General features: G+C 67.6%; 19 protein-coding genes and 1 pseudogene. 13 read left to right on the forward strand and 7 right to left on the reverse strand.

The window, feature by feature from the left end; translation table 11 throughout:
* Positions 1-698: 698 nt before the first annotated feature.
* From AB0J36_RS06630 to AB0J36_RS06640, 3 genes and pseudogenes are all read left to right on the forward strand, one after another.
* Positions 699-2,096, forward strand: a complete 1,398-nt coding sequence (locus AB0J36_RS06630; protein ID WP_363660169.1) for an FGGY family carbohydrate kinase — start codon at positions 699-701, stop codon at positions 2,094-2,096.
* 284 nt (positions 2,097-2,380) lie between these two features.
* Positions 2,381-3,798: pseudogene (locus AB0J36_RS06635) on the forward strand (IS1380 family transposase).
* A gap of 238 nt (positions 3,799-4,036) precedes the next feature.
* Complete coding sequence (locus tag AB0J36_RS06640; RefSeq protein WP_363660170.1) at positions 4,037-4,657, forward strand: tetratricopeptide repeat protein; 621 nt, start codon at positions 4,037-4,039, stop codon at positions 4,655-4,657.
* A gap of 35 nt (positions 4,658-4,692) precedes the next feature.
* Here AB0J36_RS06640 and AB0J36_RS06645 read toward each other — a convergent pair whose 3' ends face one another.
* On the reverse strand, positions 4,693-5,331 hold the full coding sequence (locus AB0J36_RS06645) for a HEPN domain-containing protein (RefSeq protein ID WP_363660171.1): 639 nt from the start codon (positions 5,329-5,331) through the stop codon (positions 4,693-4,695).
* A 212-nt stretch (positions 5,332-5,543) separates the two neighbouring features.
* Here AB0J36_RS06645 and AB0J36_RS06650 point away from each other — a divergent pair, with 212 nt between their 5' ends.
* Positions 5,544-5,681 (forward strand): PEP-utilizing enzyme, encoded by a 138-nt coding sequence (locus AB0J36_RS06650; RefSeq protein WP_363660172.1) that lies wholly within the window; start codon positions 5,544-5,546, stop codon positions 5,679-5,681.
* A 16-nt stretch (positions 5,682-5,697) separates the two neighbouring features.
* Here the strand turns inward: AB0J36_RS06650 and AB0J36_RS06655 are convergent, their stop codons facing one another.
* Positions 5,698-6,480, reverse strand: a complete 783-nt coding sequence (locus tag AB0J36_RS06655; RefSeq protein WP_363660173.1) for an EcsC family protein — start codon at positions 6,478-6,480, stop codon at positions 5,698-5,700.
* 744 nt (positions 6,481-7,224) lie between these two features.
* Here AB0J36_RS06655 and AB0J36_RS06660 point away from each other — a divergent pair.
* Positions 7,225-8,790 carry a hypothetical protein gene (locus AB0J36_RS06660; RefSeq protein WP_363660174.1) on the forward strand — a complete coding sequence of 522 codons (1,566 nt, stop codon included), beginning with the start codon at positions 7,225-7,227 and terminating at the stop codon, positions 8,788-8,790.
* A 257-nt stretch (positions 8,791-9,047) separates the two neighbouring features.
* Positions 9,048-9,284 (forward strand): hypothetical protein, encoded by a 237-nt coding sequence (locus tag AB0J36_RS06665; RefSeq protein ID WP_363660175.1) that lies wholly within the window; start codon positions 9,048-9,050, stop codon positions 9,282-9,284.
* Here the strand turns inward: AB0J36_RS06665 and AB0J36_RS06670 are convergent, their stop codons facing one another.
* The 5 genes from AB0J36_RS06670 to AB0J36_RS06690 all read right to left on the reverse strand — a co-directional run bounded on the left by AB0J36_RS06670 (position 9,285) and on the right by AB0J36_RS06690 (position 13,324).
* Positions 9,285-10,415, reverse strand: coding sequence for a M23 family metallopeptidase (locus AB0J36_RS06670; protein WP_363660176.1), 1,131 nt, complete (start codon positions 10,413-10,415; stop codon positions 9,285-9,287).
* 63 nt (positions 10,416-10,478) lie between these two features.
* Positions 10,479-11,072 carry a phosphoesterase PA-phosphatase gene (locus AB0J36_RS06675; RefSeq protein WP_363660177.1) on the reverse strand — a complete coding sequence of 198 codons (594 nt, stop codon included), beginning with the start codon at positions 11,070-11,072 and terminating at the stop codon, positions 10,479-10,481.
* Positions 11,069-12,220 carry an MAB_1171c family putative transporter gene (locus AB0J36_RS06680; RefSeq protein ID WP_363660178.1) on the reverse strand — a complete coding sequence of 384 codons (1,152 nt, stop codon included), beginning with the start codon at positions 12,218-12,220 and terminating at the stop codon, positions 11,069-11,071. Before AB0J36_RS06680 ends, AB0J36_RS06675 begins: the two co-directional genes overlap by 4 nt.
* Positions 12,213-12,749: a hypothetical protein gene (locus tag AB0J36_RS06685; protein WP_363660179.1), complete on the reverse strand. Its 537-nt coding sequence runs from the start codon at positions 12,747-12,749 to the stop codon at positions 12,213-12,215. The genes AB0J36_RS06680 and AB0J36_RS06685 overlap by 8 nt, the downstream gene beginning before the upstream one ends.
* 116 nt (positions 12,750-12,865) lie before the next feature.
* Complete coding sequence (locus AB0J36_RS06690) at positions 12,866-13,324, reverse strand: helix-turn-helix domain-containing protein (RefSeq protein WP_363660180.1); 459 nt, start codon at positions 13,322-13,324, stop codon at positions 12,866-12,868.
* Positions 13,325-13,542: 218 nt separating this feature from the next.
* Between AB0J36_RS06690 and AB0J36_RS06695 the strand changes: the two genes are divergently transcribed.
* From AB0J36_RS06695 to AB0J36_RS06725, 7 genes are read left to right on the forward strand one after another with little or no spacing between them, the layout of a single operon-like run.
* A complete protein-coding gene (locus AB0J36_RS06695; protein WP_363660181.1) occupies positions 13,543-13,842 on the forward strand; it encodes a hypothetical protein in 300 nt (99 codons plus the stop codon).
* 8 nt (positions 13,843-13,850) lie between these two features.
* Entirely contained in the window at positions 13,851-14,576 is a 726-nt protein-coding gene (locus AB0J36_RS06700) for a hypothetical protein (protein WP_363660182.1), read from the forward strand.
* On the forward strand, positions 14,573-16,141 hold the full coding sequence (locus tag AB0J36_RS06705; RefSeq protein WP_363660183.1) for a hypothetical protein: 1,569 nt from the start codon (positions 14,573-14,575) through the stop codon (positions 16,139-16,141). Before AB0J36_RS06700 ends, AB0J36_RS06705 begins: the two co-directional genes overlap by 4 nt.
* Positions 16,138-17,673, forward strand: a complete 1,536-nt coding sequence (locus tag AB0J36_RS06710) for an SCO6880 family protein (protein WP_363660184.1) — start codon at positions 16,138-16,140, stop codon at positions 17,671-17,673. Before AB0J36_RS06705 ends, AB0J36_RS06710 begins: the two co-directional genes overlap by 4 nt.
* A 5-nt stretch (positions 17,674-17,678) precedes the next feature.
* Complete coding sequence (locus tag AB0J36_RS06715) at positions 17,679-19,178, forward strand: type VI secretion protein (protein ID WP_363660185.1); 1,500 nt, start codon at positions 17,679-17,681, stop codon at positions 19,176-19,178.
* Complete coding sequence (locus AB0J36_RS06720; RefSeq protein WP_363660186.1) at positions 19,179-20,960, forward strand: type IV secretory system conjugative DNA transfer family protein; 1,782 nt, start codon at positions 19,179-19,181, stop codon at positions 20,958-20,960.
* Positions 20,957-21,652, forward strand: coding sequence for a hypothetical protein (locus AB0J36_RS06725; RefSeq protein WP_363660187.1), 696 nt, complete (start codon positions 20,957-20,959; stop codon positions 21,650-21,652). The genes AB0J36_RS06720 and AB0J36_RS06725 overlap by 4 nt, the downstream gene beginning before the upstream one ends.
* The last annotated feature ends 6 nt before the right edge of the window (positions 21,653-21,658 follow it).

Genomic DNA, 21,658 nt, shown 5'->3' on the forward strand with positions numbered 1-21,658 from the left:
GGAGTTCCAGCGAGCCCTCGAAGCGTTCAGTCCTAGTCTCTGGCCGAACGAGTTCCAAGGACCACTCTCATTAAAATGCCTCTTCGCGCTCCGCGGCGCGATAGGAGAGTTTCTCAGCAAGCCCGTTCTATTCGCCCGACTGAGTATAATTCGACGGCATCAGCGAAGAGTAATGATTGGCCTAGCCCAGCAGCTGGTCAAGTGTCGAGCTGACCCTAACCCGATTTGGGCTATATGCGCAGCCTGTATGACCCGCACACGTCTTGATCCTCTTAGTCTTGCACGCTTGCGGTGCGACCAATGCTCATCATTACTCGAGGTTGATAGCGATGGCCTCCCAGCTGAGATCTTTCCGGCCGTCCTCCTGGATGACTTAATGGACTACGTGGATCCGCTAGTGCTGGCGGGCACAACGTATGGTGCAGGCGTAGCACATATCAAACGAGCCACTGATGTCGCTGGGCAACTGGGAATCCGGTTCGGCCCAGAAGAATGCTGGCGGGCTGAACTGTCAAAGTCGACGCGAGATGAAATCCGACACTTTCGGGATGATCAAAGGTTGATTGAGCAAGCCCGCGCGGCATTTCCCTTCTGGATGTGTCTTCCTGCCATACGGCCTCTTACAAAGAAGATTCTCACGCTCCACTAGTTCGCTGGACGTTTTCTGACGCTCGGCCCTTAGTCGTGCAGGAGTTGACATGGCGTTTGTAGGCGTGGACTTCGGAACGTCTCGTATTAAGGCCGCCCTCGTCAACAGTGATGGTGCCCTTGCAGCGAGCATCTCTGTCCCTTATTCCGAGATTGACTCAGTCCATACCGGACCCGAGCGGTGGCTTGTGGAACTGCGCCTCGTATTAAGTCGACTCCTGGCAGGGAGTCTACATATCGGGGCGGTCAAGGGTCTGGCGATAACAGCCATGTCTCCGAATGTCGTGTATAAGGCCGACAGTCAGCAGCCGGATCATATTTACTTCTACGATGATCGCGCATATTCGATAGAGCTGGAACTAGACGAGCTGCTGCAGTCCCCGAAGTGGGCCAACGAGGTGCTTTCCAAATTGGTGTATCTTTCTGGACGCCAGAAAAGCGGCTCACAGGCGAGGTGGTACACGACCCAGGGCTATCTGGCCCATCTCCTGACCGGAGTCTATGTCATTGATTCTGTTGTTCTCACTGAATGTGGCTCGCTTGTCGGTGACAATGCCACCTGGAACTATTCAGTGATGGATCGATTGGGGCTTGGGCATGTGGAGATGCCTTCTGTAATGGTGCCGGCGTCGGTACTCGGCCCCGTCGTGGACACGTCGATCGTTGAATTGGTCGGAGCGGAATGTCTCTTAGCAGTCGGGTCTTCTGACACTGTCGGTACGCTCGTCGGTAGTGGAACGCGTGGATTGAACGACTTCCTCGTCTACTACGGGACCTTCAACTCGGCGTCTCGGGTCATGGCATCGACGAATACCCTCCTGCGAGAGCCGTTGACCCAACCGCCTTTTGACTGGTTCTGCTCTTTGCCGAGGTCAGGTCACCAACTTGACGGCCTGGTAAGGACGCTGTTCGGGCCCGGCACTGGTGCATTTGCTGATTTCTTCGCTGAGGCGGGACATGCGGTGGCCGGGTCGCTGGGAGTGCGATTCGTGCATACACCCTTGGGGGCGGGATCAACGGTAAGCACCCATCCTAAGGGAGCTGTATTCGGAATCGGCCTGGATGCCGGCAGAGCGGAAATTGCCCGGTCCTTCCTTGAAAGCTTTGGATTTGCGCTACGGGCGTTCGCGGAATCAGCCGGCGTCCCATTGTTGGGGCTTCTTGGTCGTGCAGCTGGCGGTGGTGCCCAAGCTCGGCTCTGGCGTCAAATCGTGTCTGACATAGCTCAAATCCCCCAGACCCGTGTCGCAGCGGCAGACGAAGGTCTCGGTTCCGCACTCATAGCGGTCCACGCCGTCGAGGGTGCGACGGTCGCTGAACGATTCTTCGAGCCGTTCCTAAGCAAGGCAGAGGTGACCGATCCAGATGTTAAGGTGAGAGACCTGTACGAGGAGGCTTACCAGGACTATAGACACTTTTTTGGCTTCGGGGAGCACCTTGTAATCTGATCACGGCCGGCAGTTGTCACCCTACGGTTGCTCAGTGCCGGGTCCCGGGCAATGGGAATGGTCAGGCGCAACGATCGAGGCCATGGGGCGAGCACCTGTGACGGTTCGGCTGGCGGGATCGGCCCACGTTTGGTAAGACATAAGGGCCGGCGTGGTCCCCCCTCCTGTCCTGCCCCGCGCTCTAACCTCGGCCCTTCGTTAAGGGCTGCGCGGCGGCGGTCCTGGGGACGCGAAAGTGCCTTCTGATCTGGAACGATGTGACTTGTCTAGGGTCTCATCCAACCATCACGGAAGGCACTTTCAAGGTGCAGCGTACCGGCACGCGTCCCAAGCTCGTGGTCTCTGGTGGGGGTCGGGGCGTGGTCGGTCACGCCGGTGCCCGCCTGCTGGCCGACATCGCCGAGGTGACGGGGTTGACCAGCGGTTTTGGTGATGCGTTGGCCGGGTTGCGGCAGCGACGCCCGGTCCATGGGCCGGGCCGGGTTGCCGTCGATGTGGCGGTGATGCTCGCCGACGGCGGTGAAGCGATCGCTGATCTGGGCGTGCTACGCCATCAGCCCGCATTGTTTGGGCAGGTCGCGTCGGACGCGACCGGGGTGGCGGGTCCTGGACAGCCTCGACACGGCGGCGTTGGCCCGGTTGCGGCAGGGGCGGGCGGCAGCGCGGGAAGTCGCGTGGGCGCAGACCTGTGAGACCCGCGGCCGGTTGCCCGCCTCGGTCGCGGCGGGCCGCGAGGTCCCCGGTCTGGTCCTGGACATGGATGCCACCCTGGTCATCTGCCATTCCGAGAAGGAATCGGCGACGCGGACGTGGAAGAAGACATTCGGCTACCACCCGCTGCTGTGTTTCCTCGACAACACCGGCGAAGCCCTGGCCGGACTGCTGCGCGAAGGACGGGCCGGGTCGAACACCACCGCCGACCACATCACCGTGCTGGACGAGGCTCTCACGCAGATCCCCGACGCCCACCGGCACGGGACACCGCTGCTGATCCGCACCGACGGCGCCGGCAGCACCCACGGCTTCCTCGCCCACATCCGAGGTCTGCGCGAGCACGGCATCGACGCCCGATTCAGTGTGGGCGCCGCGATCACCGCAGCAGTCAGGGCGGCGATCGAACAGGCCAACGACTGGATTCCCGCGATCAACACCGACGGCGCCCTGCGTGACGGCGCCGAAATCTGCGAACTCACCGGCTTGGCCGACACCAGCGGTTTCCCGGCCGGAACCCGCCTGATCGCCCGCCGGGAACGACCCCACCCCGGCGCCCAGTTGTCACTGTTCGACACCGTCAACGGCATGCGACACCAGGTCATCGCCACCGACACCCCACCCGGTCAAGGTTCCCTGCAGTTCCTGGAGGCCCGTCACCGCGCCCACGCCCGCGTCGAGGACCGCATCCGCACCGGCAAAGCCACGGGCTTCGGCCGGTCCCCGTCACGGATTTTCGCGATCGATCAGGCCTGGCTGCAGCTGGCGTTGACCGGCATTGACCTGCTCGCCTGGACCCGAAACCTGCTACTCGACGGCGACCTCTCCCGCGGAGCCGAAGAAACTGCCCTACCGCCTCCTGCACGTCCCAGCACGCATCGCCCGCACCGCACGCCGGACCTGGCTGCGCATCGCCGACGGCTGGCCCTGGACCGAGGAGATCATCACCGCGTTCACGCGGCTCGCCAGCCTGCCCCGACCGCTTTCCTGAACCACAATCCCCGCCCCAGCAACAGCTTCGAGGAACCCGGCCACGCGTCGGGCCCAAACCATGCCTACCGGCAGAAACACCGCCAGCCGCACCCACAACACCAAGATCAATCACTCATGAAAGACCGAGGCTAGGTCGGTGCGAGGACGCGCAGGCTGCCGGTGCCGAGGCTGTCGAGGTATATCGGCGGCTCGCGGCGTCGAATTCAGCTGAGTTCACCCCTGATCTCGCTGGGGCGGTGGCCAGTCTAAGCGCCACGCTATCAGCCTCAGAACTATACGAGGAGGCGCTGCCTGCTGCCCGGGAAGCCGTGGAGATCTACCGGTACCTGGCTGCATCGAATCCAGCGCGGTTCGAGCCCAAACTCGCTAGCGCGTTGAACAACTTCGGCGCAGCGCTGTCCGATCTGCTCCGAACGGATGAGGCTCTCGCGGCCACCGCGGAGGCTGTAGAGCTCCGCCGCCGGCTCGCCGCGTCGAATCCCGCTGCGTTCGATCCCGAGCTTGCCCTAGCCCTAAATAATTTGTCGGTTGACTTCTCGAATTTGGGTAGGCGAGAGGAAGCGCTGGCCGCGACGGCAGAGGCTGTGGCGATTTACAGGCGGATAGCCAATGCTAACCCAAGCGCATTTGGCGCCGACCTCGCCAGGGCGCTCGCCAACATGTCCGCCGACCTCTTGCATGCTCGGCGAACCACTGCGGCGCTCGATGCTGCAGCGGAGGCTGTGGAGATCTACCGACGGCTCTCCGGGTCGGCGCGCTGTGTGAGGTTGCGGCGCTGGACAGCTGGTGCTCACCCCTGGGGTCATCGTCGATGTCTTGGTACAACACCTCCCATAACTCCGGCCGCCGCTCGTTAGTCACCAGACCTGTTTCGGATGGCCGGTCGGCGGTTTCACCAGGGGCGGGATCCGAATCGCTTGGCAACCGCTTCCGCCAGCGCGTCGTCGAAGCAACACACCAGGTTGTTCATGAAGCTCCGCCACGATTCGACCCCGGCCAGGTGCAGACTGCCGGGCGTTGTGCCTCGATGCACGATCTCGCCTCTGATGTCGTTGACGAGCGAGGTCAGCTCGACTTGGGCTTTCGCAGCGTCGTACTGCTGCCAGTTGACTGCGTCAAGGATGTTCTCGATACCCAGCACCTTCTTGACCAGATCGTTCACCTGGCGGCTGGCCGCGTTGTTGAGGGTGTAAATCTCGTGACTCACACGTTTTCTAGCGACGTCGAGCCAGCCGTCGCCGATGACGGCCCAGACGGACTTCGCGGCCTTGTTGGCTACGGCCTCTTCCAGGAGGGGTGACAGCAGCGTTGGATCAGCGGCGATCGTTGGAATGACGTGGTCGATCGCCTCGCTGAGGACTTGCTCTACGTAGTTCTCCCAGGCCGTCACGAGCACAACAAGCGCGGACCGCAGCAGAGGGCCGTTATTTCCCTTCGGCCGGCCGGGGGATCCGGCACCGCTGTGTAGCGTCAGCAGGGCGTTGACATCCTGCTCTAGCTTCTCGAAGACCAAGGTTGCGTTCGATGGCATCGCCCAAAACCTAGACGAGAAGCCGACGATTCGTGGCCCCACGCACATCCCCTCGACCGGTCCTCGGCGGCCCGTCGCAGCTACGACCGGATCTGCCGCTGCGCGGATGCGACCGGTCGCGGCCATGAGGAGCGGACCAGCGCCCGGATCGTGTAGATCTCCCGGGTCACGTCGCCGGACGAGCGCGGGCTTGGTCACCGAGGTTGGGGCTGGTGACCCACGGCGCTGTCATTGGCCGGGAGCACGACCTGCCTGCCGTCATCGGCGTCGACCGGGCCACCCGCCCGATCCGTGACGGCCAGCGCATTCGCCTGCATGGCACCGACGGCTTCGTCGAGCTCCTGCCGTAGGCAGCCCGCTCCGGATTCAGCGCAGGTCGGGTCCGCCCTCCACGGCGAGCTCGTCGAGCATGCTGAACCCGTCGTCGACTATGTCGTTCGGGTCGTCCGTGTCCTCAACAACGAAGGCTTCGATTGGTCCCTCGTCCAAAAGTTGAGGGTACTTCTCCAGCAGGAACCGGCGCCGGTAGGCCATTTCGGCGGTGTCGACGATTCCCTCCAGAGTGGTCCAGTTGAGGGTGCCGCCGACCAGGATTCCGGCTACCGGCACGACCTTGCCGAGGCCCTTCTTGGTGAGGGTGTGGCCGACCGCTTCCGCGAACCGTCCGGCGATCCGGGCGACGACCGAATCGTTCAGAACCTTCCACGCCTTACCGCGTACGAGCGCCTGGGTGAGGCGCGAGATGTCGGCGAAGGCAGCGTTCTGCGCGCCAACGGACGCGGCCGTCCCGGCGTTGACGACGGACAGCACGAAGAGCTTCTCAACTGGTTCTTCGGGGTCGTAGCCGTACAGCAGCGAGACATGTCCGACCGCGCGGGATGCGAGCCCGATGACGATGGCGGCGTCGCCAGCGAGAGCGCCGACGATGGCGCCTCCAGACGGTGCCGCCGCCGCGCCACCGGAGACCGCGGTAGCCAGTTCGCCTCCCGAGATGACCAGCCCCGCGCCCATCCCCGAGACTGCGGCAGTCGCCGGGTAGTACCAGCTCAGAGACCGTCCGCGGACCACGTGGATCTGCTCGAGGTCGAGGCGCCGCAGGTCGGAGAGCTTGGTGACCTCGTGCCCGCGCTTCTGGTGGAGCTCCACCACCCGCTTTGGCGAGAGCCCCGCCCGCGAATCCTCGCCACCGTCCGCTGCATCGAGCCCAGAGCACTGCCGCTCCAGTCCGCCGCACTGGTGGGGAGGACGCCGGCGGCTTTGCGAGCTCCGGTGCCGATGGCGCTCGCACCCTTAGCGACGATGCCGCGCCCCCGCAACGCAACTGACTGGGCCCCCGGGTGGTTTTCCAGATACGTCGCCGCACGCCGACCGAGTGCCGCAGCGCCGTTGGACACGCCCTCGCCGGCGCTGCGCAACGCGGCCGACAGCGGCCTGCCCTTGAACCGCTGAATGTCACGCCACGCCGCAAGCTCGTACTCCGAGGGTTCTGCCACGTAGCCCAGGTTAGTGACCCGGGCCGCCGTTCATGAACAGGTAGGTGGCGGAGGAGCGTTGGCCCGATCGGCTCCAACCAAGTGGTGCAGGGCTATGAGAGGCCCAGCCTTGCCCCACCCACCGAGCCGCGCTCATGAGATGATCGCTTGCTTGGATTTGCCGCCGACCCTGCGTTACTGAATGTGGACGGCTCGCAAGCCCCAGTCGCAACTCGGTGCTGTCCCAGCCGGCGCAAATTGATCATCGAGCATGCCGGCTGGGTGGGAAAGGTTCCGGTCCCACAGGCCATGGGCCCACCACCGGGGTGGGAGTGTTGGGGTTACGGCACCCCTCGCCCGTCATGTGCCTGCCCAGGTAGCCGGGTGCCCCGCATCGACCTCAGCATGCGAGGATCAGGCCATGGCACTGATCTCCGCCGATGCCCTCGCCGGGTATCTGCTCGAGGAGGCAATCGCCTTCCTGCTTAGCTCGAACGGATACCGGCTCCTGCAGGACTCGGACGCTGATGAGCAAGCCCTGCGTCAAGCGGGACACGGTCTGCTCGTTCGCGGCCGGGGCGCCGACCATCAGGCTGACGTGTTGGGTGATCTGCTGATGCCGACACCGTTCTCCCTGCCTGTTCGGCTGTTCGTTGAGGCGAAGAACCGCGGATCGAAAGTCGGCCTGGCGGAGGTGCGCAACGCTCATGGCGTCATCGACGACGTAAACCAGCAGTACTCGACCGAGCTATCGACGTCTTATCGGCATCCATTGCGCCGGTATCAGTACCGCTACGCGTTGTTCTCGGCGGCCGGTTTCAAACGGGAAGCGCAAAGCTGCGCGCTCGCGCAACAGATCTCGCTTATCGACCTATCCGGACCTGCGTTCGAACCCCTCATTGCCACGGTAGAAAATGCAGCGAAGCAAGTCCTCGACGAAGCAGTGGATGCGAATCTCGCGACTTTTCCTGTCCGGCAAGTACGACTGGCACTCCGAACTGCATTCGGCAGCGTAAGAGCTGAGATGGCGACGACTAGAGTGCCCCATGAAGGTAAGGATGAGGGCCTACCTGCGGATGTCCTGGCGTCCTGGGCGCGCCAAGTGGCCGCCGCATTGCAGGCTCCGGAAACCGGTGAAGAGCTTATCCTGGGGTTCCCCGCAGCACCGTTCATCCTGGCCATGCACCCCGACAGCATGGAGGACTTCGAGGCCTTCATCGCAGAGTACGGCAGTTACATCCCGGTGGACATAGGTTTCGGGCGAGAAGGCGCTCGGGGGGACTGGACCATTACTCCGATGGCGGATCCTGATGCTTTCCGGCTGTCGTTCGGTCTCCCCGGGGCGCTCGAGACGTGGCTGCTGTCCGTGCCCGAGCAGGAACGCCGACGTGCGGCCGATGCAAGACAGCTCTTGTTGCCTACGATCAGCCTTTTCTTGGAAGACCGGCTGGTCCAGCTGCGCTATCAGCCGGTGGAAGCGCCTCCCCGGCCGCCCTCCGAGGAGGAGGTTGAGGACGGGGCAGGGACTGACGCAGCCGACACCTCGTTCCTGCGACGCAACCTCCCCGCACGGCCTCGGCAGTGGGAACGTCCCGAGGTGCCGATCGTGATCGAAGATCAGGCTGAGCGGATGCCAAGCGAGATTCGAGGCTGGTCGGTGCGAACAGCTGAGGAACTGATGACCGTGCTAGACGACTCCTACCCGATGCTCGCTGCTCTGATCCGTACCGCCGCGCGCCAGCGCGGTCGGCTGGAGCGGGAACAGGTGTATGTGATTGCCGACTTCCCACCGGATCGCACGCTGCGCGGACTGCCACGTCCCACTAACCGCATCACGGCCTCGCTCATCGAGCAAGGCCGCCTTCCCGAGGAAGTGGAGTATCCGTTCCAGACTGGCTACGACTACGGGGTCCGGGCGACTCACTTCACCGTGCCGCCCGACCTCGTGGCAGCGCTCCAGGCGCTTGGACAGCCACGAGGCATCTGACGAGAGCCCCGCCAACCCTGGGTGGCGCGAACCTACCTCATCGATCGAGTCCGCACCGGCGAACGTTCGATGGGTACGACTCGTCGCATCGACGCAGCGGACTTCTGGGATCAATCGTTGACGGCGGTGGTTGCTTCCACGGAAGTGGTGTAGGAGGCGCAACTCCGCCCCCGAGAACGAGAACGGTTTGCTCAGGCCTGCTGCTCGTTAACGTACTTGACCGTGCGCCCAACCCGGACCGCCTTCTCGACGTCGCCATGGCGGCGGTCCGGCCAGGCGGCAGCATTGTCGTGGCCGTCTCCGGCAGTTGGCTCACCGCCGACCTGTGGCGCCGCTACCCCGACGCACTGCGATTCTGCCTCGACACGCTCACCGCGACCGGCTTCGAGCCGACGCTCATGCTGGAGAACCTCATCCTGCGCGAGGTGGTGAACAGGCGCGGCGCCACCGACGACTTCCCCGTCTCGATAGTCGCCGCCCGCCGGAGCTTATGATCAACTCAAGCGGACGCCGCGAGCGGCCATGAACGCGAACGGTTCGGTGGCGTTGGCGCTGCTGGGCGGGTTGCTGGTGTGGGTTTCGAAGTGCAGGTGTGGCCCGCTGGAGTGGCCGCTGGTGCCGACGACGCCGAGCTGCTGGCCAGTGCTGACGGTCTGCCCAACGGCGACGTACGGGCGGTGGAGCATGTGGCAATAGCGGGTCGCGGTGCCGTCGGCGTGGCGGATCTGGACGTACCACCCGCAGCCCGGTGTGCTGAGTGAGCCGTCGATGTCGCAGTTGGCGCTGCCGCACCTGGCGGTGATGACGATTCCGGCGCTGGCGGCGTAGATCGGGGTTCCCTTGGGTGCGGCGACGTCGACGCCGTCGTGGGTGGGGCGTTCGGGTGTGCGGAAGCCGCTGGTGAAGGTGCCGTTGACGGGCTTGACCCAGGCGCCGGCCCCTGGTGAGCAGGTGAGGCTGCCGTCCGTGAGGGCGTTGACGATGGCGGTGGCGAGGGGTTCGTGCTTGGCGTAGGCGTCGGGGAAGGCGCTGACCTGGACGCGCTGGGCCACGACGGTGAGGGGAAGGGTTTCCCAGCCGGGTATGCCGCGCATCTTGGTGAAGAACTTGGTGGCGGAGATGGCTGGAGTCATGAGTTCTTGGACGGTGCCCCATCCGCCTGCTCCGTCGGGCGGGAGTGGTCGTTGTTGGAAGAGCCCGACGCTGTCATGGTCGGTGCCGACTCCGTCGTGGGGGAGAGTTAGGGACCGGGGGACGTTCGTGTTGGCGAGGTTCCTCAGGTAGGACTCCTGCAGGGCGGTGGCGATGCCGATCACGGCGGCCCTGGCTGGCAGCTTCATCTGAGCGGACGCGGTGTAGATGCTCTGGGCGTGCGCGAGTGCAGTCGGCGCGAGGTCCTTCAGTTCGGTTTGTGCGGCGCTTCCGGGTGCCAGGGCGGGTAGGCAGCCGGTGGTGGAGGCGGCGGGTTCGAGGCTGCCGCTGCCGGTGGCCGCGACGGCGACGCTGAGGGCGAGCGCAAGGGGTACGAGGGGTGCGAGCGTGAGCGGTCTCATCGCCGCCTCGGCGGGGGTGTAGGCATGGGGCACCTCGGACGGACGCAGGTCAGCCTGTATGCGATTGCACACGGCACGAAGTGTCGCCGAGGATAGCCGGGCGAGGTGCTCGGCTGTCAACTATCGCTAACGGGATCAGGTGAGGTTGGCGAAGATCAGGCCCGCGACGACGGTGCCGAGGAGCCCGCCGGCGACAACCTGCGCGGTGGTGTGGTCGCGCAGCGCGACGCGGGACCATCCCACTGCCGCCACGACGACGGCCAGGGCGGCGATCGCGATGGCGGGTAGCTGGCTGGCGAGCATGGTCGTGGCGCCGGCGGCCACGGCGGTGTGCACGCTGATCTTCCAGCGCAGAGTGATGGCGGCGAGTGCGGCGAGGGTGGCGAACATGGCCAGGGCGAGGGCGATGACCGGACGAGGTGCGTCGCCGACGGCCATGGCGCCGATACCGATCCCGACCGAGGTGAGGATGAGGGTCATGACGGTGAGGCGGTGGCTGCGTACGCCGAGGTGCCGGTCCGCCCACCGCCCGGCGGTCACGCCGCGCTTGATGAGCAGGACCGGGATGACCGCGGCGAACACGGCGCTGACGATGCCCCATCCGAGGCCCGCCCACTGGCTGGCGGTCCAGCCGGTGATGGGGCTGACGGTGATGATCCAGGTTTTCGGGTCGAGCCAGTCGGTGACCCGGCGGGCGGTGCGGGATTCGGTGGTGAGGGCGGCGGTCATCGGTGCGGCTCCGGTGCGGTGCTTACGTGGGTCAGGGTGTCCCGGACCGCCGTGGTGTCCCAGGCCTGTGCGAGGTCGAGCAACCGGGAGAGCCGCTCGGCAGGGTCCGACGAGGCCGGCGGCGGGGCGTAGGGGGTGGCGGGTGTAACCGTGGGCGGCAGAGCCTGGGCGATGCGGAGCAGGCCTGCTTCGGTCACTGCCGCGAGGTCCTGGCTGGTGAGCCCCTGGGTGGCAAGGCGAGCGTGGACGCGATGGACGAGGTGTTCGTCGGTACGGCGGTACAGGTCGTGGATCGTGTCGTGGAGTTCGACGACATGGCGGGAGAGCCGCTCGCGGGGGGTGAGTCCGGGTGGGTCGAGGCGGTGGTCGGCAGGCACGAGGTCGTGCCAGAGCGGGTTGAGTGTTCGCAGGTGCCGGCGGGCTCTCAGGTTGGCTCGCGTTCCGGGCGCACCGGCGATGGTTAGTCCTGCCGTGATGAGCAGCATGGCGAAGTACTTGATGCCGTCGGAGAGGTCCACGTAGAAGATGTCGCCGCGGTCTGGTGGGCCGACGGCGAGACGTGCGCCGAAGTAGGCAGCCCGGTAGAGGGCGTACCCGGTGCCGATGGTGCAGCCGATGACGAGCACCCGTTGACCGGCGCGTACGACACGGTGTCGGCTGGCCCGGTGGGCGCGGCGGAACAGCCGGGCGGACAGGGCCATTGCGACGCCGAGATAGAGCGTCCAGCTCAGGATGTAGGCCGTGGCGATGGGTTTGCCGGCGGCCTGGTCAGCGAAGTCTTCGGAGTCGATGCGAGGCATCGCCCAGAACAGGCCGGTCATGATGACCGTGGTGACCCCGAGGCCGGCGAGAGGAATGCGGCGCCGGACGTGGGTGGCGGTGCCGAGGACGGCAAGGTCGAACAGGGCCGCCACCGCTACGAGCCCGGCGAGGTGTTTGACCAGGACGCCGGCACCGTGCACGTCGGTGAGCTGGTCGATTGCGTGCGCGATCGGCTCGACACGAACCGTCATCGACGCGGCCAGCCCGGTGATGGCTGCCCATACCGCCCGGTGAGCGGGTCCGCTGCGCAGGGTGTGTGCCCGTGCGGCCGACACGATCCACAGCGCGGCAACCACGACGAGTTCGGCGGTGGAGGGTTCAGACATCGTCGAGCGCGAGGGCGGATGCTACCCGGGACAGCCCGGTGGGTGCGCCAGGTGCGGCGCGGCTGGCGCGGTCGATGATGACGGTGGCCATCATCTCGGCTTCGCGTTCCTGGTCGCTGGTGAAGTCGTGTCGGCCGAGCATGGCGCGCACGACGGTCATGTCGAGGTCCGGCAGCAGGATCTCGCCGAGGTCGACGTCGGATGCCTCGTGACCCCACAGCATGTGGCCGACCTCGTGCGCCGTGATGTGGTCCTGCTCCCACGAGCTGCGGGTGGGATCGACGAAAATCAGGTCCTGAGTGGCGGTGTGCACCCACAGTCCGGAGTGCTGGCCTGATCGTGAGGGCGTGGGTAGGTCGCGCAGGGTGACGGGCCGTCGTCGGTGCAGGGCGACGGCAGCGGCGAGAGCGTGCCGATCGAAGGGTGACGGGACCACGATGCTGTTGTCATCCAGTAGCTGCTCGCATCGCCGCCGCAGATCGCGTAGGTGTGCCTGACTCTCGGGTCCGGCGGCCCGTGGTCGGCGCATTGCCTCTCCCATCGACTGGCGAGCCGGGCGCAGGGCGACCTGGCTGTGGTGCGATGAGTCAGGCTAGTGGCCTGCCGTGGTGCGACGTCAAGCTGAAGTCGCAGGTCAGAGGCATCTCACACTTGGTTGGGCGTGGGCGTCCCATCGCTGTCCACCTCCGGCAAGCCCTCACTGCGGCGGGCATACCGTAGCTGCGCCTTGATCGGTTCGAGAGCTTCCGCAGACAACCCGGCGGCGAGCCGGGCGAGTTCCCGCACCCCGTCGTCGCGCAGCTCGGTGACGATCTCCAGCTGCGCGTCAACACGTTCCGCGACGATGTCATCGCTGAAGTAGGTCACCGGGACGCCGAACAGCTGAGCAACCCAGGCGAGCTTATCCAGGCTCGGAGTCTTTCGCTGGCCGGTCCGGATCTGCTGGAGGTAGACCGGAGAGATCACCGCCGCGCCAGCCAGCTCGGCGATCTTCGCTGCCGCCTCCCGGTAGCTGTACGGGCGGCCCAGCGTCGCGGGATAGACCGTGCGGAACAGGTGATCCAGGCGTGCGGCGACGCGGTGGGTCCTGTCGTCGGTCGTCATTCCGGCAGCGGCCTTCCTGTGTACGCGTTGGTCAAGCGTGCAATGACAGCAATAGCGGACGCAAGTCGCCACATGACCTATGTCACCCAGTGCGGCCTACCGCTGCGGGCGGAGGGCTGCTTAGAGTCTGACCTTGCTGTACGCGATTGCTAACACCGCTGGCTAGGTCGTCGGTGGGGTCGCGGCGGCGTGTCCCTCCGCCCTGCAAGGAGTTCGTCATGCACACCCTTCCCTCCGTCCTGTCTGTGCTCGCCGACGTGCCCAACCCGGCCCCGGCTGACCCGACGGGAGGCAGCAACGGCATCTCGCTGCTGCTGTCCTACGTCAAGTGGGGTGCACTGATCGGGTGCGCCATCGCCGCCCTCGCCTCGGGCGGCCTGATGGCCGTCGGGAAGCTCTCCAACCGGCCCGGCACCGCTGAGATGGGCAAGAGCGCCTTCATCTGGTCGCTCGGAGGGGTGATCGTCACCGCCATGGCGATCCCCCTGGTCAACACTGTCTTCGGCGCAGCGAACTGAGTCGAGCCGTGAACGACTTCATCAACCCGGGACCGCGCCGCGCCCGGTGGGTCGTCATCGCCTGCGGAGCACTCGCGACCCTGGTCGCGGCCTTCGGGCTGATCGTCTGGATGCTGAAACCCCACTCCGGCGACAACAAAACGGCGACGCCGGGCGCGTTGCCGCCCACGGCCACCGGCTCCTCAACGTCAGTTCCGAGCGGGCCGGTGCGGCTGGGCGCCGGTAGCCAGACAGTGCAGGGCATCGCGGTGGGCCACCCGCACTCACCAGCGGGTGCGGTGGCGGCTGGCACGGAATACCTCACGCAGGTGCTGTCGAACCTCGACCCGGCTCGCGCCCGGACGATCGCCACCGTGATCGCCGACCCCTCGTTCTCCGCCGCCAGCGACTACCTCGCCGAGGGGGCGGTGAATCTGCGGCGCACCCTCGGCGTGGCCACGACCGGGCCAGTGCCGCTGGGCGCGTCGCTCACCTTCGGACCGGCCGCATACCAGCTTCGCGACACCACACCGGACACGATGACCGTGCTGGTCCTCGGCTACCTGTCCACCACCGCGCCCAGCCGGCAGGTTGCCTCCACCATCGGCGTGTACCCGATCCGGCTGCACTGGGCCGCAACCGACTGGAAGGTCCTCCCGCCGGACCCGTCGGACACCACCGACTACACCAGCCTTGCGACCCAGCCCGGCAGCGCCGAGGCCGCCGCCCAAGGCTGGCAGGAAATCACCCCATGAACGCCGCAGCCTGCGACCCGCTCAGCGGCCAGATCAGCGGCTGCACCCCCGGCGGCATCATCGACGGCGCCGCCGCCAACGCCTGGGAATCAGTCTGCCGCTCGTTCGCCGACGCCGCGACATCGCTGCTCAAGACCTTCGCCGACGCGTTCGTCGCGTTTCCCAACCTCGACCTGATGAGCATCAACCAGCCACTGGCGATCTCGCGGTGGCTGGCGATGGGCATCGCCGCCCTACTGCTGCTCCTCCAGGTCGTACGAACCGTCGCCACCCGCGACGGCTCCCCGCTGGCACAGGGCCTCGTCGGCGCAGGTAAGGCGGTGCTGGCGTTCCTCGTCACGATGGTCGTCGCCAACGCCGCTCTGATCGCCGCCGACGAAATCACTCGCGGCATCATCAACCGATCCCTGGGCGGCAACGACGGCCTCAAGGCCAAACTCACCGTCCTGTTCCAGATGGGCTCGGTCACCGGCTCCTCGGGGTCGCTGATGCTCATCCTCGCGCTGGTCGGCATCGCGCTCACGCTGGTGCTGTGGTTCGAGCTGCTACTGCGCAACGCCGCGATCGCGGTATTGCTGGCCACCTCGCCCATCGCCGCCGTCGGCAACATGTCGGAGACGACGCAGAGCTGGTGGTCGAAGCTCTGCGCGGCCACCATCCAACTGATCATCCTCAAGCCGATGATCGCGCTGGTCTTCGCGATCGGCTTCGGCGTTCTCGGAGACCCGACCGACCCCACCCGGGCCAAGGACGTGACCACCCTGCTGGCCGGCATGTTGGTGCTGCTCATGGCCGCCGTCGCGTGGCCGGTCATCGCCCGCTTCTTCACCTTCGCCACCGTGCAGGCCGCCGCCGGTGGAGGGCTCGCCGGGATGCTGGGCTTCGCCGCTGGTAGGGCGAACGCCGGCGGCCCGCCGAGCGGGGTGAACCCGGCTCAGTTCAGCCAGGCCAGTGAGGCTCGCACCCTCGCCTCGGCTGCCGGCAAGAGCGGCGCCGCTGGCGGCGCGGCCGGTGGTAGCGCCGGCGCGGCGGGCGGCGCGACCGCGGCACTCGGGGCGGTCGCCGCGCCGATCGCGGTCGCCGCCGCCGGCGTCGACCTGGCCCAGCGGGCGGTCAACTCTTTGGCCGGGCGGATGGAACAAACCGCCGGGCACGCTGGCGTACACGGTGCGAACCCTCATGCCCGCCCGGCCGGCTACTCCCGGTACTCCGGCAGCTGGACTGGCGCCCTCACCGGCACCGCTGGCCGCCCCGCCGCACCAACCGGCCCCACCGGAAGCTCTACCGCAACGGCTGAAGCGAAACCTCGGATCCCTGCCTCCTCCGGTGACGTGACCGGACCCGCTCCGGCATCTGCGCCGAGTCGAGCGGCCGAAGCTGTGCCGCCGCCGCTCCACACGCCTCCACCGGCCCCCGAGACCAACCCGACGCCAAGACCCTCGGCCAGCGCCGCGAGTTCGGCCGTGCCTCCGACCCAACCAAGGGGGACGGGCGTACCCGATCCAGCGCCGCCAGCCCCGCACGACTCTCCATCCGCTAACCCGACCGAGGAGGTCGACCGGTGAGCACGCCCACCGCCGAGCACCGCACCCGCAGCTACTTCGGATGGCAGCACGAGAAGGTCGCATTCCTGTTCGGGATGACCCTGCAGCGAGTCACGATGCTCGCCGGCGCCGTCCTGGCGGGGATCTGGCCGCTCGCCGCCGCCCGCCCCACCGCCGGGGCACTACTCTGGCCGCTCGCCGTCGTGTTGGCGACGTTGGCGTTCCTGCGCGTCGGAGGCCGCACCACCGACGAGTGGGTGCTGGCGTTCACCTCCTACCACTGGGGCCGCTCCCGCACCCGGCACCGCTTCCTCTCCGCCGCGTTCGCTCCTGCCCCGGCCGACGCGACGGCCGCGAAACCGATGGACCTGCCCGGAGTCCTGGCGCCGCTGACGATTCTGGAGGCGCAGGGACCCTCGGGGCAGCCGCTCGCGGTGGCGTACCACCGTCTGGACCGCACCTACACCGCGGTCGCGCGAGTCCGGTACTCCGGAATCAGCCTGGTCGACTCCGCCCGCCGGGACCAACGCGTCGCCGGCTGGGGCGCGCTGCTGGCCGGGCTGTGCACAGAGGGGAACCCGATCGTGCGGGTGCAGGCGCTGCAGCGCATCGTCCCGGAGTCCGGAGCGGCGCTGCGCCGCTGGCACGTCGACCACGTCGCCGCCACCGCCCCTGCCGAGGCCGTCGCGGTCACCAGCGGTCTGCTCACCGCCGCTGCCCTGTCCAGCAGCGGCCGTGAGGCGTACCTGGCGTTCACGATGGACCACCGCCGGGCTGCCGGGGCGATCAAGAGCGCAGGTGGGGGCAGCGCCGCCGCCGCGGACATCCTCACCCGGCACCTGCGAGCCCTGTCCGCGTCGATCGCCGGCGCGGACCTGCAGGTCGAGTCCTGGCTAGGCCCCCGCGACCTTGCCGAGGTCATCCGCACCGCCTACGACCCGCACGCCGGCCGGCACCTCGCCGAACGCCGCGCCAACGCCACCACCCCGGGTGCCGACGGACTGCCCGCCGGCGTCGACCCGGCCGTCGCAGGCCCCGCCGCAGCGCTCAGCTCCCCGGGCAGCTACGCCCACGACGGCGCCCACTCCGTCACGTACTGGATCCACGACTGGCCCCGCAACCAGGTCTACTCCACGGTCCTCGCCCCGCTCCTCGGCGACGGCGTGCACCGACGGGCGTACTCCATGCACATCGAACCCCTCGGGCCGCGCGAGGCGTCTCGCAAGGTGATGGGGGAGCGGACCCGCCGCTCCGTCGCCGTGGGGATGCGCCACCGCACCCAGCAGATCGTGCCCGAGCACGAGCGGCAGGCCCTGGCCCGCGCCGAGGCGCAGGACGCCGAACTCGCCGCCGGCCACGGCCTGGTCCGCTTCACCGGCTACGTCACCGTGACCGTCACCGACCCGGCCCAGACCGAGGACGCCTGCGCGGCACTGGAGGCCGACGCCGCCGCAGCCCGCATCGAGCTACGCCGCATGTGGTACGCCCACGACACCGGCTTCGTGATGGGCGCCCTCCCGCTCGGCTTCGGCCTGCCCCGGAAGCGGTGGTGATCCCAATGCTGCGGCGTACTCGACGCAACAACCTACCGGTGGCCGACCTGAGCGACCTCCTCGGCGACCTACCGACCCCGACCACGCCCGCCGCTGCCGCCTCGACGAAGCCGAGGCGGGCCCGACCGGAGCCGACGCCGCCGCGGCGCGGATGGCCGCGGGCGTTCGCCGGGCAGGCAGCCCGCGCCCCGCAGATCCCCGTCTTCCGGGCCTCCACCGGCCAGATGCAGGGCCTCTACCCGTGGCTGTACGGGCAGACGATGCCCCCAGCTGGCACCTACATCGGTATCGACACCCAGTCCGGAGGCAGCTTCTCCTGCCATCCCATCGAGTGGCTGCGCCTGCAACTGATCACCAATCCGAATTTCCTCATCACCGGCGTACCCGGCTCCGGGAAGTCCGCCACCATCAAGCTGCTTTGCTACCGGCTGATGGCCTACGGCGTGCGCGCCTTCGTCCTCGGTGACATCAAGAACGAGTACGCCACCCTCGCCCGTCACCTCGGCGTCGAGCCCCTCGAGCTCGGGCCAGGCCTCGGCAACCGGCTCAACCCCCTCGACAGCGGACCCCTCGGCCGCAACCTCCCCGGCGACACGGAGAAGCTCCGCGAGCGGCTGGACGAGATCCACCGCAGACGCATCACCCTGCTCTCTTCGCTGCTGGTGATGCGCCTGGGTCGGGCACTGTCCCCGACCGAGGAGGCGGCCCTGTCCCTGGCCATCAAGCACGCCTCCGGCGAGGCCACCGGCGACAGCGACCTCACCGATCCGACCATCCCGGCCGTCTGGGCGCTGCTGCGCGACCCGCTGCCGGACATGGCCTCGGAACTGCGGGTCCGTGGCGATGACACCGGGGAACTGCGGGAGATGATCCGCCCGACGGCCGACGCTCTCGGCAACATGGTCCAGGGGTCGTTGAGCGGCCTGTTCGACGGGCCGACGACCATCCGCCTGGACTTCGACGCCCCGATCCAGACTGTCGACCTGTCCCGCATCGACGGCCGCGGCGACGAGACCGTCGCCATGACCCTGGCCTGCGTCTCCTCCTGGGGACAGGCCGCCGTCGACGAACCCGGCGGGCCCGTCCGCATGGTCATCCGGGACGAACTCTGGCGGGCCCTGCGCGTCCCCGCCATGATCCGCAAGGTCGACTCCGACCTGCGGCTGTCGCGCGCTCAAGGAACGATCCAGGTGCTCAGCACCCACCGGCTTGCCGACTTTGAAGCCGTCGGCCCGGCCGGCAGCGAAGAGGTCACCATCGCCAGCAACCTCATCGCCTCCTGCGACGTGCGGGTATGCCTGCGCCAGGACACCGCGCCGCTGGCCATGACCAAGGACCAGATCGGGCTCACCGACACCGAGTGCGCTCACATCGCCTCCTGGTCTGGGGAGCACGTCGGCCGGGCGCTGTGGAAGATCGGTCGGCAGCCCAGTCAGATCGTGCAGACCATCCTCACCCCGCAGGAACGGCAGCTGTTCTACACCAACGAACGAATGGCGGTGTAGATGAGCGGCAACACCACGCGGCTCGGCGGGAGTCTCAGCAGCGGCTCTGACTGGGTGGTGGGTGCCATTGTCGCGGTGGCCGCCGGGGCCATGCTCGGCATCTGGCTGACCGGGCAGGTCGCCGGGCTGCTGGCGCTGCGCTGGCCGGCGACCTCCCCAGCCGACGCGTACGGCATCGCTCTTGCCCTGCCCCGGCACCTCAGCGACCCTCGACTGGCCTGGCCACCACCTGTCCAGGGCCAGCTGCCGGGCCCGATCCGCTTCTACACCGCCGCCGTGCTCGTCAGCGGTGTCCTCTCAACAGCAGGAGCGGTGCTGTGGCAGCGGTGGGGCAACGGACGCCAGGCCCGGGGGATGGCATCGCGGCAGCAGCGGCGGCGCACCCTCTCCGCCGAGGCCGTCCTGCGGTCGGCCCCGCGCCTGCGGCCTGGTCTGGCTCAGAAGCCGAAGCTGACGGATGTCGCGGTGCCGTTGGGCGACGCCGGATCGATGCGCCTGCACGCAGGGCTCGAATCCTCCGTGCTCCTGGTCGCCCCGCCCCGGCAGGGCAAGACCAGCCAGGTCATCATCCCGTGGCTGCGCGGTTTCCCCGGCGCCGCAGTCGTCACCTCCGTACGTCCCGACGTCTTGGAGAACACCGCCACGCTTCGGGCGGGAACGGCGTGGGTGATGGAGCTGACCGGTGACCTCACCTGGCCGCACCGCATCGCCTGGAGCCCCATCGCCGGGTGCGACCGGTACGACGTCGCCCGCAAGCGCGCCGGCGTGATGATCCAGGTCGGCAAGCAGGAGGGCACTGACGCCACCAACGCCGGGTTCTTCGGCATGACCGCCACCAACCTGATGGCCGCCTGGCTGCACACCGCCGCCCTCACCGGCCGGACCATGAGAGACGTCCTGGCCTGGTCGACCGACGACACCAACGACCAGCCTGTGAAGCTCCTGCGTGACGCCTACGGTGCCCGTGACGGGGTCCTGAAGATGCTCGACGGGTTCTATCGCCAACCGCACACGACCCGGTCCAACCTGTGGGCCACCGTCCAGACCGGCACCAGTTGTCTCTTCGGCGAGGCCGCCCACCACGTCTTCGCCGGGACGGTCGACGAATCCTTCGACATCGAGGCGTTCCTGCGCTCCGGCACCGACACCGTGTATCTGCTCGTTGACGAACAACAGGCCGAAGCCCTCGCTCCACTCGTCACGGCCTTCGTCGACGAGATCACCACCACCGCGAAACGCCTCGCGCTGCGCGCCCCCACCGGCCGGCTGGACCCGCCCCTGGGCCTGATCCTCGACGAGGTCACCAACGTCGTCCCGCTGCCGGACCTACCGCAGCTGATGTCCTACGCCGCCGGTAGCGGCATCTTCGTCACCGCCGTCCTGCAGAACCTCGCCGCCGCCGAACAACGCTGGCGGGCCGTGGGCCGCCGAATGCTCTGGGCCAACTCCACCATCAAGATCGCCCTCGGTGGGCTCGCTGGCGACGACCTCGACGACTTCTCTCAACTCGCCGGCACCTACCGCGAAACCCTCCTTGTCCCGCAACGCAACGACCGCGGCGTCACCGTCCAGACCACCGTCACCGACCGCAAGACCATGTCTCCCGAAGCGATTCGCACCCTCAACGAGCAGCGCCGGGAGGCGCTGGTCATCCATGCCACCACCCCGGCCGTCCTCACCCGTATGGCGCGGCATTACGAGAGCCGACACGCCAAGGAGTACGCGAACGCGGTCCGCCACGCCCGCACCCTGATGGGCCACAGCCCGGAGACCCCGCGATGACCATCGACTCACCGGCCGCTGCGGCATCGGACGCTCCCGTCCGGCCGATCCGCGAGTGGCACGCCCTGACCCTCGAAGAGCAGACCGCCGAGTGGACGGCGCTGGTCAGTTGGGTCACCTGGATCCACGACCTCTACGAACTCTCCCGAGAAGAGCGACTGCCGCTGTGCTGGCCACAGCACCCCGGCCTCGTTGAGGAACTGCGCAGCCTCAAGTTCTGGCGCGACGTCCTCTACACCAGCCGCGACAGCGGCGGCGCCCATTCCCCCCGCTCCTGGCACGGAGAACTGCGCCAAACCCTTGCTGCCGCAGGGAACTTCTGGGCACCGACCTGCCGGGCGGGTCACACCAGCGCCGCTCTACTGAGCGAGGCGCACCCCGACCTCGCCCAACGCTGGCACGCCCACGGGCCGCCACTGATGGCCTCCAGTCCCGCCCTCGGACCGGCCAGCAGCCTGCCCGACATGCTCGCCGACGCGGAGATGGCCACGGCCCTTGACCAGGGCGAGGCCCGTCCGCACAGCCGCAGCATGCCCTACTACGTCCACCTCGCCGGCACATGGTGGACCCGCAGCAACGACGGCGCGACGTGGCTTCGGTGTACCGACCCCGACCACCACGCCCACCTCGACGACACCAGCGCCCGGATGCGCGCCGCCGACACCGTCCGCGACCAGCTCACGAAGCAGTAAGGACCC

Source organism: Micromonospora sp. NPDC049662 (assembly GCF_040675055.1).
Taxonomy (GTDB): Bacteria; Actinomycetota; Actinomycetes; order Mycobacteriales; family Micromonosporaceae; genus Micromonospora.